The sequence below is a fragment of the Flavobacterium sp. PL11 genome (assembly GCF_035985025.1).
In the GTDB taxonomy this organism is placed as follows: domain Bacteria; phylum Bacteroidota; class Bacteroidia; order Flavobacteriales; family Flavobacteriaceae; genus Flavobacterium.
Genome location: NZ_JAXCIA010000047.1, coordinates 1 through 14,970, shown reverse-complemented (window position 1 = coordinate 14,970; position 14,970 = coordinate 1). Strand labels below are relative to the sequence as shown.

Sequence of the window (14,970 nt, the reverse complement as noted above, 5' to 3'; positions counted from 1 at the left end):
CTTATTAATTATTGAAAGAGTTAAAATTATAACTTGCATAATACCGCTCTCATTCCCGTTATATTGTCATTCCGACGAAGGAGGAATCTAAACAAATGGATCAGTTGACATTGATTACTTTTTAGATAGTGCCGTTTGGAATATCTTTTAGAGGAGATCCTTTCTTCGTCAGGATGACAATTTAATGTTAAAAAATGTGTAAGGGTAGCATTTTTAAAATCGTCTATCACCACTAAGCATGCTTCCTAAGCCACCTAATAAACCACCTTCATCCCTACTATTGCCGCCAGCTTTTGGTGCGGATGCAATGATTCTGTCGGCAAGTCGACTAAATGGTAATGACTGAATATAAACTGTTCCTGGTCCGCGAAGTGTAGCATAAAATAATCCTTCGCCTCCAAAAATAGAATTCTTGATTCCGCCAATAAATTCAATGTCATAATCAACGTCTTTAGTGAAACCTACAATGCAGCCCGTATCTACTTTTAAAACTTCGCCAGCTGCTAATTCTTTTTTGGCTAGTGTGCCTCCAGTATGTACAAACGCCATTCCGTCTCCTTCGATTTTTTGCATAATGAAACCTTCGCCACCAAATAATCCGCGACCTAATTTTTTAGAAAATTCGATTCCAACAGAGACACCTTTGGCAGCACATAGAAAAGAATCTTTTTGACAAATGAATTTTCCATTAAACTGCCTTAAGTCAATAGGAATTATTTTTCCAGGATAAGGTGAAGCAAACGACACTTTGCTTTTCATGTTATTTTGATTAATAAAAGCAGTCATAAATAAACTTTCGCCTGTAAGGACTCTTTTGCCCGCGCTTAAAATTTTGCCAAAAATTCCACCCTCTTGTCCTGAGCCATCACCAAAAATAGTTTCCATTTGGATATTATTATCCATCATCATAAAACTGCCCGCTTCGGCAATTACAATTTCTTGTGGGTCTAATTCTATTTCTACATATTGCATTTCCTCGCCAAATATTTGATAATCTATTTCGTGTGCTTGCATGATTTAAATGGTTTAAGTTTTATATTTTTTCTTAAAGTAACAAATTAAAAAAATTAATTTGAAAAAGTAATGACTAATATCTAATTAGTTAGATAATGCTATATTAAAAAGATAAAGTTACAGATTTAACTTTAATTTTAATGATTTCATATTTTTTAGTTGATGTGCAAGTATAAAATTGAATTGCTTATAGCTCGGTTAAAATAATCAGTCTATATCTACTCATGAGTAGCAAGACTCAAGTGAGTTATAGAAATATTAAGTAGCTCCAAAAAAAATCGGTTCACATTGCTATGAACCGATTTATGGTATATAAAATAAAGAAATTAGGAATTCATTAATTCTTCAATTTCTGCAATTTCGATAGGGATATTGCGCATCATATTGAATGGTTCTCCAGATTCTTGGATAATTACATCATCTTCTAATCGAATTCCGAAACCTTCTGCAGGAATATAAATTCCAGGCTCTACGGTAAAAACCATATTGGGTTGCATAGCTTCAATTAGAATTCCGTAATCATGCGTGTCAAGTCCCATGTGATGTGAAGTTCCGTGCATAAAATATTTTTTATAAGCTGGCCAATCTGGATTTTCATTTTGTATATCCGCATTATCAAGCAGTCCTAAACCAAGTAATTCTGATGTCATGATTTTGCCTACTTCAATATGATATTGCTTCCATAATGTTCCCGGAGTAAGCATTTTAGTAGCTTCATTCTTAACACGTAAAACCGCGCTATACACTTCTTTTTGTCTGCTTGTATATCTTCCCGATACTGGAATTGTTCTTGTCATATCACTAGAATAATTAGCGTACTCTGCCGCTACATCTAATAAAATTAAATCACCTGCTTTACATTGTTGGTTGTTTTCAATATAATGTAAAACATTGGCATTATTTCCAGAAGCGATAATAGGGGTGTAAGCAAATCCCTTAGATCGATTTCTAACAAATTCGTGAATTAGTTCCGCTTCGATTTCATATTCAGTAACGTTTGGTTTTACAAAAGAAAGTAATCTTCTGAAACCTAATTCTGTAATATTACAAGCTTTTTGAATTAAATCTAATTCTTCAGTTTCTTTTATAGAACGCAAGCGCTGCAATATTGGATTGCTTTTTGCAACCGTGTGAGCTGGATATTTATCTTTCCACCATTTTATAAAACGAGCTTCACGAGTTTCAGTTTCAACAGTAGCCCGATAATGTTCATTCGTATTAATATAAATGATTTCAGAATAAGTCATCATTTCGAATAAAATTTTTTCGAAATCCTGCAACCAGTAAACAGTTCGTATTCCTGAAACTTCAAAAGCGCGTTCTTTTGTTAATTTTTCACCTTCCCAAATAGCAATATGTTCACTAGTTTCTTTTAGAAACAAAATTTCTCTTTGATGCTCATACGGTGCGTCTGGAAAAAGTAACAATATACTTTCTTCTTGATCCACTCCACTTAGGTAAAAAATATCACGATGTTGAGCAAATGGTAAAGAGCTATCAGCAGAAATTGGATAAATATCATTGGAGTTAAAAACGGCAACGCTTTGTGGCTTCATTTGAGCCATGAATTTAGCGCGGTTTTTTATAAACAAAGTGCGATCAATTTGATGGTATTTCATTGTATTGTTTTTATTAATTATTTGAACTTAAAATAAAATTGCCTGTCAATAAACATTAATATTTTTAGCAATTTTAATTTTATTCGATTTGATAGGTTGTACATTCAAAAATAGTAACTTTAGATCGAATGGCTGTTAATTACAGTATAAAATTTTCAGATCATTATATTTATCAGTAATTTTCGCCATAAATTCAGTTACACATGAAAAAAATAATATTCTTCTCAGTTTTTATTACGCAAGCCATTTCTTGGGGGCAAGTATCTGTCGATGCGATGCAGCAATCGCTAAAAGTTAAAACAGAATTGGAAAAGCAGTCGCTCTTTCAAAATGTGACTTTCGAAAATGTTGGACCTACGGTGATGAGCGGTAGGGTGGTAGATTTAGATGTAAATCCAAATAATCCAACTGAATTTTATGTTGGTTATGCCTCAGGAGGACTTTGGTACACAAATAATAATGGGATGAGTTTTACGCCAGTTATGGATAATGCTCCAACTCAAAACATAGGTGATATTGCTGTAAATTGGAAAACAGGGACAATATGGGTAGGAACGGGCGAAGTGAATTCGTCACGATCATCTTACGCAGGTATTGGAATTCTAAAATCTGAAGATAAAGGAAAATCGTGGCAAAATATGGGTTTGCACGACAGCCATCATATTAGCAGAATTCTAATAAACCCATCAAACTCTGAGGAACTTATTGTGGGAGCTGTAGGACATTTGTATTCAAAAAATGAAGAAAGAGGTGTTTATCGAACCACAAATGGTGGAAAATCTTGGAACAGAACATTATTTGTAGATAATGAAACTGGTATTATAGATGTGGTTGTATCGCCAAAAAACTTTAATGTTCAGTTTGCCGCTTCTTGGAGCAAAGATCGAAAAGCATGGGATTTTATAGGAAGTGGCGCCACTTCTGGAATTTATAAAAGTGAAGATGCTGGAATGACTTGGAAACTTTTTTCAAACACTAGTAGCGGATTTCCTATCGGTGAGGGTGTAGGACGTATTGGCTTAGCTGTTTATGATGATAACACCGTTTATGCGGTTTTAGATAATCAATTTAAAAGGCCAGTACAGTCTAAAAAAACAAATTCATTACCAACTGCATTTTCTGTGCCAGGGGATGAATTCTTAAAATTGCCCAATAAAAGCTTAAACTCTATTCTAAAAAATTATGGTTTAACTGAAAAATATAGAGCTGAGAATATTAAACATTGGGTTGAAAATGGATATTTAAAACCTGATGAAGCTCGTAAAGTAGTTTTTGATGCTATAAATAATTTGGCTGAAACTGAAGTTATTGGAGCTGAAGTTTATAAGTCAGTTAATGGAGGTAAAAATTGGGTCAAGACGCATAAAGAGTATATAGATGATTTCTTTTATTCTTATGGTTATTATTTTAGTGTCATTTCAGTAGATCCAAATGATGAAAATAAAATCTATTTATCCGGTGTGCCTATAATAAAATCAATTGATGGCGGAAAAACTTTTACTTCGATCAGTGATGAAAATGTTCATGCTGATCATCATATTGTATGGGTAAATCCTAATAAATCAGGACATTTGATAAATGGTAATGATGGTGGTTTAAATATTTCGTATGATGATGGAGCACATTGGTTTAAAGGGAATTCCCACGGTGTAAGCCAGTTTTACTCGGTAAGTGTAGATGAACAAGAGCCTTATAATATCTACGGCGGAATGCAAGATAATGGAGTATGGGTTGGGCCTAGTGACTACAAATTCTCATCAGAATGGTATCAGACGGGTAAATATCCGTATGAAAATCTAATGGGTGGTGATGGTATGCAAACGCAAATCGACAAAAGAAATCCCAATATTGTTTTTACAGGTTTTCAATTTGGAAATTATTATAGAATAGATCGAGCTAATAACAAGCGCGACTATATCTCGCCTAAGCCAAAAAAAGACGAAAAACCATTGCGATATAATTGGCAAACGCCTATACTATTGTCATCTCATAATCAGGATATTTTGTATATGGGTTCTAATTTTTTACATAGGAGTATGGATCAAGGTCGCACTTGGACTGCAATTTCTAAAGATTTAACACAAGGACCAAAGGAGGGTAATGTAGCTTTTGGTACCATTGCAACTATTAGTGAAAGTCAATTACAATTTGGTTTGTTTTATACAGGAAGTGATGATGGACTAGTTTATGTTTCAAAAGATGGAGGAGTAATGTGGAATAATATTTCAGATAATTTACCAGAAAACTTATGGGTATCGCGAGTTGTGGCATCATCACATAAAGTAGAAAGAGTTTATGTAACTTTAAACGGATATAGAAATGACGATTTTACAAGTTATCTTTATCGATCAGATGATTATGGACAAACATGGAATAGCATCGCTACTAATTTACCAGTAAGTCCAGTAAATGTAATCGTTGAAGATAATGTTAACGAAAGTATTTTATATGTAGGAACAGATAATGGATTGTATATCACATTAGATAAAGGATTAAGTTGGAATGATTTTTCTGACGGAATTCCAAATGTAGCGGTACATGATTTAGTAATTCAAAAGAAAGCTAGAGATTTAGTGGTTGGAACTCACGGACGTTCTATTTACAAAGTGAATTTAGAGCAAGTGCAACAGCTAAATGAAAAAATCACGGCTGAAAATCTACATTTATTTGAAATTAAAAAAATCAAAAAATCTAGCCAATGGGGAAATAGCTGGAGTTCATGGGTAAAAACTTCAGAACCAAATGCAGAAATTTGGTTTTATTCCAATAGTGATTCAGAGGTTTTACTTCAAGTAGAGAATAGTGCAAAAGAAATTGTTTTTTCTCAAAAAGTTAAAGCAGTTAAGGGGCTTAATAAGCAAATTTATGATCTTTCTATCTCAAAAGAATCAGCGAATAAATTAAAAAGTAAGGACAAAAAGCTAAAATTAGAAGAATCTAAAAACGGGAAATATTACCTTCCAGTTTCGAGTAATAAAGTAATTGTACAGAAAGGAAAAGAGAGTGTTACCACGAATCTTGAGATTGTAGAATCAAAATAAAAAAAATAATTAAAATAAAAAAAACACGATTCCCCATAGAATCGTGTTTTTTTTATTTTATGTTTCAAAATGTTTACCAGCATAAATTTATTTTTAATTAATTTATATTTATTTGATCATCAATAGAAAAACGGCAATTTTAATACTTTAAATACAGTTACTTTTATCAGAATTTTTCAGTTGTTGGAACAATTATTGCCATAGTATTGTGCGGAACATAGGGATTTTTTCTATTAGTAACAAACAATTATTTATATTCAAAAGCAATTGAAAATTTTTCCATTTTTACATAAAAACACCTAATGACAATTTTTTAATACTCGCATCTAAATACTAAAAATCAATAATTTAAAGCCACATTTTACTTTTTATTAATCTTTTTTTGTCTAATAGAAAATTAAAGTTTTTGTAGAATGACAGTTGATTCATAGTTAATTATAAAATTGTAAGCTTTAACACTTTAAAATCATTATAAATTATAACGCAAAGGTTGTAGTATATGCGTAATTGGTCTATTTTTGTATGATTTTTAAATTATAACATACACATTCTTATGGCAAAATCTGCATTATTAAAGTCATCGATAGCAAAAAAAGTGGCTATGGCGCTTTCAGGACTTTTCTTAATTTTATTTTTAGCACAACATTTTTTTATAAACAGCACCTCGGTTTTTAGCCCTGACACCTTTAACAGCATTTCTCATTTTATGGGTAACAATCCGTTGGTACAATTTGTTATTCAGCCTATTCTTATCATTGGAGTTATTTTTCACTTTGTGATGGGTATTGTTTTAGAATATCAAAATAATAAGGCAAGACCAATTAGTTATATAAAAAACAATGGAGCAGCAAACTCATCATGGGCTTCCAGAAACATGATCATTACTGGTTTAGTGGTTCTTGCATTTATGGGTTTACATTTTTATGACTTCTGGATTCCGGAGATGGTTTACAAATATGTAGAAGTAAATCCGCTCGACGAAACTCGATATTTCGCTGAGTTAGTACATAAGTTTGAAAGTCCAGTGCGAACTGCTATTTACAGTGTTTCTTTTGTTTTATTATCATTACACTTATGGCACGGGTTCAACTCCTCATTTCAATCTGTGGGTTTCAGCAACAAATATTCAAGATCATTACATAAATTGGGATATGCTTTTGCAATTGTAATTCCTTTTGGTTTTATTTTCATCGCATTATTTCATTACTTTAATCATTAATATTAAATTATCAATGGCATTAGATTCAAAAATACCAAATGGTCCTATAGCGGACAAATGGACAAATTATAAAGATCACATTAATTTAGTAAATCCTGCTAATAAACGTAATATTGATATTATCGTTGTTGGAACAGGTCTTGCAGGTAGTTCTGCTGCTGCAACTTTAGCTGAATTAGGATATAACGTAAAATCATTTTGCTTTCAAGATTCACCTCGTCGTGCGCACTCTATTGCTGCACAAGGGGGAATTAATGCAGCAAAAAACTACCAAGGCGATGGAGATTCAACTTTCCGTTTGTTTTATGACACTGTAAAAGGTGGCGATTACCGTTCCAGAGAAGCGAATGTGCATCGATTAGCAGAAGTTTCTGTGAATATAATTGACCAATGTGTTATGCAAGGTGTTCCATTAGCACGCGAATATGGTGGTTTACTAGATAACAGATCGTTTGGAGGAACTCTAGTAGCGCGTACATTTTATGCTAAAGGACAAACAGGACAGCAACTCTTATTAGGCGCATATTCAGCAATGAATCGCCAGATAGGTCGTGGAAAAATAAAATCATACACGCGTCACGAAATGCAAGATTTAGTGATTGTAGATGGTAAAGCAAGAGGAATTATTGCTCGTGACTTAGTAACTGGAGAAATAGAAAGACATTCAGCTCATGCTGTAGTGATAGCTTCAGGTGGATACGGAAACGTATTTTTCTTGTCTACTTATGCAATGGGAAGTAATGCAACTGCTGCATGGAAAATTCATAAAAAAGGAGCGTTTTTTGCCAATCCTTGTTATACGCAAATTCACCCTACATGTATTCCAGTTTCAGGAGATCACCAGTCTAAATTAACCTTGATGTCAGAATCTCTGCGTAATGACGGTCGTATATGGGTTCCTGCAAAACTAGATGATGCAAAGAATATTCGTGAAGGTAAATTGAAACCAACAGACATCGCTGAAGCCGATAGAGATTATTATTTAGAAAGACGCTATCCCGCTTTTGGAAATTTAGTACCTCGTGATATTGCTTCGCGTGCTGCAAAAGAAAGATGTGATGCTGGTTTTGGTGTAAATAAAACAGGTGAAGCTGTTTATTTAGATTTTGCTGCCGCGATAGAACGTTACGGAAAAGAGCAAGCTTATGTAAAAGGTTTAGATGCAAATGATGCTAAATTAATAACAAAATTAGGAGCTGAAACTGTTGCCAACAAGTACGGGAATTTGTTCCAAATGTATGAGAAAATAGTTGATGAAAATCCATATTTAACTCCTATGATGATTTATCCTGCGGTGCATTATACTATGGGCGGAACATGGGTTGATTATGATTTACAAACTACCATTCCAGGATGTTTTTCAATAGGAGAATCTAATTTCTCCGATCACGGTGCAAATAGATTAGGAGCTTCGGCACTTATGCAAGGGTTAGCAGATGGTTATTTTGTATTGCCATATACTATCGGTAATTATTTAGCTCCAGATATCAAAACTGGTGAAATTTCAACTGATTTACCTGAATTTGTTGAAGCAGAAAATAACGTAAAAGCGCGTATTGAGCGCTTTATGAACAATAAAGGAACACATTCTGTAGATTATTTCCATAAGAAATTAGGAAAGATCATGTGGAATAAAGTAGGTATGGCTCGTAATGCTCAAGGGTTGAACGAAGCTATTACTGAGATTGCAGCTTTAAGAGAAGAGTTTTACAATGATGTAAAAGTGCCAGGTGATGCATTTAGCTTAAATCAAGAATTAGATAAAGCAGGACGTGTTGCTGATTTCCTTGAATTAGGAGAACTATTCGCTAAAGATGCTTTGCATAGAAATGAATCCTGTGGAGGTCACTTCCGCGAAGAGTACCAAACTCCAGAGGGAGAAGCACAACGTGACGATGAAAACTTTGCTTATGTAGCTGCATGGGAATACAAAGGAAATCCTAGCGATGCTATTTTACACAAAGAGCCATTGGTGTTTGATAACGTAAAATTAGTTCAAAGAAGTTATAAATAGTATTTAGAAAAGTCTCAATACTTATTTCTTAATACTCAATACTTAAAAAAAATGAAACTTACATTAAAAATATGGCGTCAAAAAAACGCTAAAGCAGAAGGAAAAATCGTTGAATATCCAATAGATGGAATTGAAGAAGATATGTCTTTTCTTGAAATGTTAGACGTTCTAAACGAAGGTTTAATAAATAAAGGAGATTTACCAGTATCTTTTGATCACGATTGCCGAGAAGGAATTTGTGGTTCTTGTTCACTGTACATCAATGGTGAAGCTCATGGTCCAGATAGAAAAGTTCCAACTTGTCAACTGCACATGAGAATGTTCAAGGACGGAGATACCATTTTCATTGAGCCTTTTAGAGCTAAAGCTTTTCCAATAATCAAAGATTTAGTAGTAGATAGAAGTTCATTTGATAGAATCCAACAAGCGGGAGGATTTGTATCGGTTAATACATCTGGAAAGCCAACTGATGCTAACGCAATCCTTATTCCTAAGCACAATGCCGATAGAGCTTTTGATGCAGCCACTTGTATAGGTTGCGGTGCTTGTGTAGCCTCTTGTAAAAACTCATCTGCAATGCTCTTTGTAGCGGCAAAAGTGTCTCAATATGCTTTATTGCCACAAGGTAAAGTGGAGGCTACTGACCGTGTACTAAATATGGTTGCTCAAATGGATGCGGAAGGTTTTGGTAATTGTACCAATACTGGTGCGTGCGAGGTAGAATGTCCGAAAGGAATTTCGTTAGACTATATAGCGCAAATGAACAGAGAGTACTTATCAGCGAGTTTGAAGGGATAATAGAGTTTAAGATTTTGATTAACGATTTAAGATTTTTGATGACTTTATCATTTTTCATCTTTATCATAAATAAGATTAAATGTTATAAAAAAACGCATTCATTGATTTTGAATGCGTTTTTTTGCTTTTGGGCTGCCCTGCGGTCGGGCTATACGTTACAATCTTTTATTCCATTGCATTCCATAAAAGGATTTTCACTGCTATCCCTCAGCCGTAACATATAAAATAACTTTACAATGACTACTAGTAAAATTATACAGTAAGTAACGCATGAGTTTATTTACTTATCATACTCTTTACACTGCTAATTCTTGCCTATTAAAAAATTTAACAACTATAAAATATAGCATTAAAAGACAGAAATAAATATACATTAAATTATAACCATAAAACTAGAAGTTTTTATAATTTTAATTATGAGTTGTATATTATATAATTTTTGAATTTAATAGCTTTACAATAGAAATGTAAGTATAGCAATTATAAATTAAGGTGCATTTTTTATATCAATCCCTTTTCAAATGCAACACGTACTAATCCAGCACTGTTTTTTACTCCAAGCTTTTGGATGAGATTACTTCGATGTGACTCTACCGTTTTTGCACTTAAAAATAGTTTAGTAGCCATTTCTTCGGTAGTATATTCTTTGATAATCAGTTCTAATATTTCTTTTTCACGTATGGTTAACTTTGGAATAAAAAAAGATGATGTTGATGCTTTTCCAAACGATTCATTTAGCAATAAATCTCTTATATTTTTTTGCAAAAAGAGTTCGCCATTTAATACCGTTTTTATAGCTTCAATAAGCTCGTTTTTACTTGTGTTCTTTAAGAGATAGCCTAGCGCACCATTTTTTATAATTTGCTTAATAAATGAGATGTCTTCATAATTAGTTAATGCAATTATTTTAAGATTTGGAAAACGGCTTAATAATTCTTTACAAGCAATAATTCCATTACCGTCAGGCAAATTTATATCTAAAAGTAAAATTCTAATATCTTCATTTAGCCCATCAAACATTTCATTTAGGTTCTTAAATGATTGATCAATAACGATATCTTTATTAGATTTCAACATCATTTTAATGCCTTCGATTACAATAGGATGGTCATCTGTTATAGCTATTTTAATCATCTTTTAATAAATTTAAACCAACAGTGATATGATAGGAGGTGCCTTTTTTAGTACTATCTATTTCAAGATTTGCATTAAGGAATTGGATTCTTGATCTAATGTTTTTTAAACCCAAACCATTTTGAACCATTTTTGGATCAAATCCAATTCCATTATCTTCTACGGTTATAAACAATTCATTTTCATGAAAATTAAGTTGTACTAATGCCGTTGTGGCTTTAGAATGATTGTAAATATTATTAATCAATTCTTGAATAATACGGTAGATAACAGTTTCATTTTTTTTGTTTAATACTGCTGGATTTCCAAAATATTGAAAATCTAATGATAATGGATATGAATTATTAATTTTGCTACAATATTGACTAACTGTTTCAACCAATCCAAAATCCAAAATAGAAGTAGGAATTAAATTGTGGGAAATACTTCTAACTTGTGCACAAGCACTATCAATTAATAGTATAGATTTTATTAAATTTTCCCGATCTTCTTGTGCTAAAATGGTATGATCTAAACTAGAAAGTCTATATTTAACAGCAGACAAATCTCCATTTAAACCATCGTGTAATTCTTGAGCTATTCGTTTCCGCTCCTTCTCTTCTCCATCTATTAAAGATTCTAAATTAGATATCTCCTGATTTTGTTTTAGCGTATCTATTTCTTGGTTTTTTAATTTTTGTCGCTGCTTAATAAAATATATTAAGGCAATTAAAATTAATGATAATGCAGCTAATAAAATATAAAAGAATTGTTTTTCTTGTATGCTTCTTGTCAAATTCAATTCTTGCTTTAATAGCTTATTTTCATTTTGTAAATATTGTTTACTTATGTTTTGAATATAATCATTATTACTGAAAGAAATTTTTTCATTTAGTATGATTAATTGCTCTTGCGTAAATGCTAATTTTTGTAACTCACTATTTTTTTTAAAAACTTTTACTGCAGTTTCATAAAAAAGTACTTGAAAAGATATATTTATTTTTTTGATCGATAATAGTGCCACGCCTTTATTAAACCAAATATCACTATTTTTAAAATCATTTGGGTAGCAAAGCATCAGGTAACCATAATTAAGCAAAGCAATATCAAAATAATTGTTTGTTATTGCAGATTCAGTACTTTTTTGAAAATAATAAATAGCATCATTATATTTATCTTGGTCTAAATAAATCTGTCCAAAAGTCTGTTCTATATTTGGGATTCCTCTTTTGCTATCGTTTTTTTTAGCACGAACATAAGCTGCTTTGTTGTAGTATATAGCAGAGTCTGATTGCTGTAATTGAAGTTTAATTTGGGCTAGATTATTGTATATATGCTCTCTTAGAATAGGACTTCTTAACTGTTTTTTAGTAGTGTAGACAGGCTGATAATTTTTTGATTTCCACAATATCCTTTCAGCATCTTTTACTTTATTCATTTCAAATAAATTAATTGCTTTAAAGAAATAGCCGTTTGAAATAAGTAAACTGTCTTTCAGTTTTATTGACTTACTAATCACTTTATCAGCTTCATTTACGCCAAATTGATAAAGAGCATTATAATAAAATAGCTCAGATTGCAAACTATTTATAAACACACTAATTGTATCAAATTTTTCAATACTATTTAAATTTTCACTAACATATAGCCATTTTTGAGCATCGTATAATTTGTCCTCTTCTAAATAGTATTCTGCTATAAGGAAAGAAGCTTTTATTTGGCAGGCTCTAGTTTTACAAGTATTAAATTCTTGGATGGTTTTTTTTATTGGAAATGTTTGGGCTGTGCCAATTAAAAAAAATGAGATCAGTATTAGTATAATTAAGAATTTCATTTCTCGGTTTTAGCGATTAAATAAATTTAAAATAAATTTAAAATAAATTTTAATCATTGATTTTCATTTTCCCAACGTTATTTATTAGAATGTTTCAGTTTTATACTGTAAGTCTTTTACTTTTTTTACACAGGTTTAGTTAAAGTGTTGTTGTTTATAGTGTTAAAGTAAACAAAAAGTTGATTGCATCTACACTTTTGAAAAAAAAAGGGTTGATTTTACGTGTTTTTTATAAAATATTACTGTTTAAAATTTTTTTGAGAATAATTATAATTTCCGTTTGAAATATTCAAAATATAAATACCGCTTTGAAGTTTACTTATGTCTAATTTTTGGTTATTTACATTTTCTGATTTTTTTTGATATAATATATGTCCAATTAAGTCAGAAACAGTTATTGCGCTATTTTCAATTGATTTATTGGTTGTTATATTGATGACACCGCTTGACGGATTTGGATAAATAAATAAATTAGAAGCATTGAAACTTTCAGAAATATTAAGAGCTTCAGGACAATTTATTGCTGTCGGAACATTTTTTTCAATAGTAGTTCCATCACCTAAACCGCTGGCAAAATTAACACCCCAAGCACTTAACGAACCGTCATTTTTTAAAGCGGAAGTATGATTGGTAGCAGAATCAACGGAGAGCCAATCTGTGGCTGTGCCAATTTGAACTGGAAAATACGCATCGGTTAATGATCCTGTTCCCAATCGGCCGTCTCTACCGCTTCCCCAACTCCAAATTGTACCTGCAGTTTTTATACCCGTTGCGAAAAAATACCCTAGGGTTACATTTTGCCAGTTGGTTGCATTTCCCACTTGCACTGGTGTAAGCCGATCCTCAAGTGTTCCATCTCCTAACTGGCCTACGATATTATCGCCCCATGACCATAAAGTTCCGTCGTTTTTAACAGCAATACTAAATTGTCCTCCTGTAGCTATTTTTGACCATGTATTATCCGTTCCAACTTGTACCGGAGTAGATCGAAATATTATAGTTCCGTCACCCAATTGCCCATCACTATTTCTACCAAAACTCCATAAAGTTCCGTTAGTTTTAATAGCTAAAGTATGAGAAGTAGTTGGCTGATAGCAATCCAATTGGTATCTAGACCTACTTGACCTGGAAAGTTTCTGCTCGATATGATTGGGTCTCCCAATTGCGCAAACATATTTGAACCCCAAGACCAAATTGTTCCATTGGTCTTCAAAGCTATTGAATGTAAACTTGCAGCTTCCACTTCGGCCCAATTTGTATCAGTACCAATTTGAACGGGAACTACTTTATCAATATAGGTATTGTCTCCTACTTGACCGTATAAATTTTCACCCCAAGCCCATAAAGTACCATCGGTTTTAATAGCTAAAGTATGCCCTGAACCTGTACTCACTTTTGACCAATTAGTGTCATTTCCAATTTGAATTTTGATGGGTGTAGATCCATTTGTGCCGTTGCCCAATTGACCCCAAGCATTTTCGCCCCAAGCCCATAAAGTACCATTTGCTTTTATGCCCAAGGTTGATCCTCCTCCAGCACTTATGGTTTGCCAGCATTGGGCGGATAACTGTGATGCCAATAGTAGTGTAAAAAATACTGTAATTACTTTTCTTTTTAAATGCTGTGAAAAATTTTTCATGATATTTAATTTAAAAAAATTATTTTTTAATTAATTTTTGAGTGTAATTGTAATTTCCGTTTGAGACTTTTAGAATATAGGTACCATTAGATAAATGCGAAACATCAATTTGGGAGGTATTCTCTGTTACTGTAGCAACTTTTTTTCCTGACATATCCACAATTTCAACTTTTTGAATACTTTCATCATTGGAAATTTTTATGTTAAAAACTCCCGTAGTTGGGTTTGGATACACCATTGCTTCACGCAATAAATTTTCATTAACAGAAAGGGCTTCGTTCACAGTAAACATATGTTTCCTTACGATACTCCAAGAATCATTTTGATTTTTTACTCTCACATAAAGGAAATGATTACCTACCGATAGAGAATTTGTTGCAACTGTAAAACTTGGTTGCACAATAGTATTGGCTGTTACAACTATAGCATTTCCTAAACCAATTCCGGGATCATTGTCAATATAATATTCGGCTGCTACAATGGGCGAAATAGCATTTAGGTTGGGGTAAACGTACAGCACTTTTCGTGTGGAAATGCTCCATTTGTTGTTGGCATCTTTGCAACGAATGTATAAAAAATGAATTCCCTCGGTTAGATTTTGTGCAACAATGGGATAGTTGATTAAATTTAGCGTGTTACCCGCGGTAACAGTCGCAGTATTGGCATTACCAAATCCCGG

General features: G+C 32.6%; 11 protein-coding genes. 4 read left to right on the top strand and 7 right to left on the bottom strand.

Features of this window, described 5'->3' with window-relative positions:
• Positions 1-213: 213 nt before the first annotated feature.
• Together RCH18_RS15335 and RCH18_RS15330 are read right to left on the bottom strand one after the other, a co-directional pair.
• Complete coding sequence (locus tag RCH18_RS15335; RefSeq protein ID WP_326937652.1) at positions 214-1,014, bottom strand: TIGR00266 family protein; 801 nt, start codon at positions 1,012-1,014, stop codon at positions 214-216.
• A 326-nt stretch (positions 1,015-1,340) separates the two neighbouring features.
• Entirely contained in the window at positions 1,341-2,633 is a 1,293-nt protein-coding gene (locus RCH18_RS15330; RefSeq protein ID WP_326937651.1) for an aminopeptidase P family protein, read from the bottom strand.
• Positions 2,634-2,836: 203 nt separating this feature from the next.
• On the opposite strand from RCH18_RS15330, the gene RCH18_RS15325 reads away from it, so the two are divergent.
• The 4 genes from RCH18_RS15325 to RCH18_RS15310 all read left to right on the top strand — a co-directional run bounded on the left by RCH18_RS15325 (position 2,837) and on the right by RCH18_RS15310 (position 9,705).
• A complete protein-coding gene (locus RCH18_RS15325) occupies positions 2,837-5,674 on the top strand; it encodes a glycosyl hydrolase (protein ID WP_326937650.1) in 2,838 nt (945 codons plus the stop codon).
• A 553-nt stretch (positions 5,675-6,227) separates the two neighbouring features.
• A complete protein-coding gene (locus RCH18_RS15320; RefSeq protein ID WP_326937649.1) occupies positions 6,228-6,893 on the top strand; it encodes a succinate dehydrogenase cytochrome b subunit in 666 nt (221 codons plus the stop codon).
• Between the two features lie 13 nt (positions 6,894-6,906).
• On the top strand, positions 6,907-8,907 hold the full coding sequence (locus RCH18_RS15315) for a fumarate reductase/succinate dehydrogenase flavoprotein subunit (RefSeq protein ID WP_326937648.1): 2,001 nt from the start codon (positions 6,907-6,909) through the stop codon (positions 8,905-8,907).
• Positions 8,908-8,958: 51 nt separating this feature from the next.
• Positions 8,959-9,705: a succinate dehydrogenase/fumarate reductase iron-sulfur subunit gene (locus tag RCH18_RS15310; RefSeq protein WP_326937647.1), complete on the top strand. Its 747-nt coding sequence runs from the start codon at positions 8,959-8,961 to the stop codon at positions 9,703-9,705.
• 501 nt (positions 9,706-10,206) lie between these two features.
• Here the strand turns inward: RCH18_RS15310 and RCH18_RS15305 are convergent.
• From RCH18_RS15305 to RCH18_RS15285, 5 genes are all read right to left on the bottom strand, one after another.
• The gene (locus RCH18_RS15305) at positions 10,207-10,839 is read right to left on the bottom strand and encodes a response regulator transcription factor (RefSeq protein ID WP_326937646.1); all 633 of its coding nucleotides are present in this window, start codon (positions 10,837-10,839) and stop codon (positions 10,207-10,209) included.
• A complete protein-coding gene (locus RCH18_RS15300) occupies positions 10,832-12,652 on the bottom strand; it encodes an ATP-binding protein (RefSeq protein WP_326937645.1) in 1,821 nt (606 codons plus the stop codon). Before RCH18_RS15300 ends, RCH18_RS15305 begins: the two co-directional genes overlap by 8 nt.
• 239 nt (positions 12,653-12,891) lie before the next feature.
• Complete coding sequence (locus RCH18_RS15295; RefSeq protein ID WP_326937644.1) at positions 12,892-13,755, bottom strand: T9SS type A sorting domain-containing protein; 864 nt, start codon at positions 13,753-13,755, stop codon at positions 12,892-12,894.
• Positions 13,719-14,291: an RCC1 domain-containing protein gene (locus RCH18_RS15290; RefSeq protein WP_326937643.1), complete on the bottom strand. Its 573-nt coding sequence runs from the start codon at positions 14,289-14,291 to the stop codon at positions 13,719-13,721. Before RCH18_RS15290 ends, RCH18_RS15295 begins: the two co-directional genes overlap by 37 nt.
• 19 nt (positions 14,292-14,310) lie before the next feature.
• On the bottom strand, positions 14,311-14,970 hold a 660-nt coding region (locus tag RCH18_RS15285), incomplete at its 5' end, for a T9SS type A sorting domain-containing protein (RefSeq protein WP_326937642.1).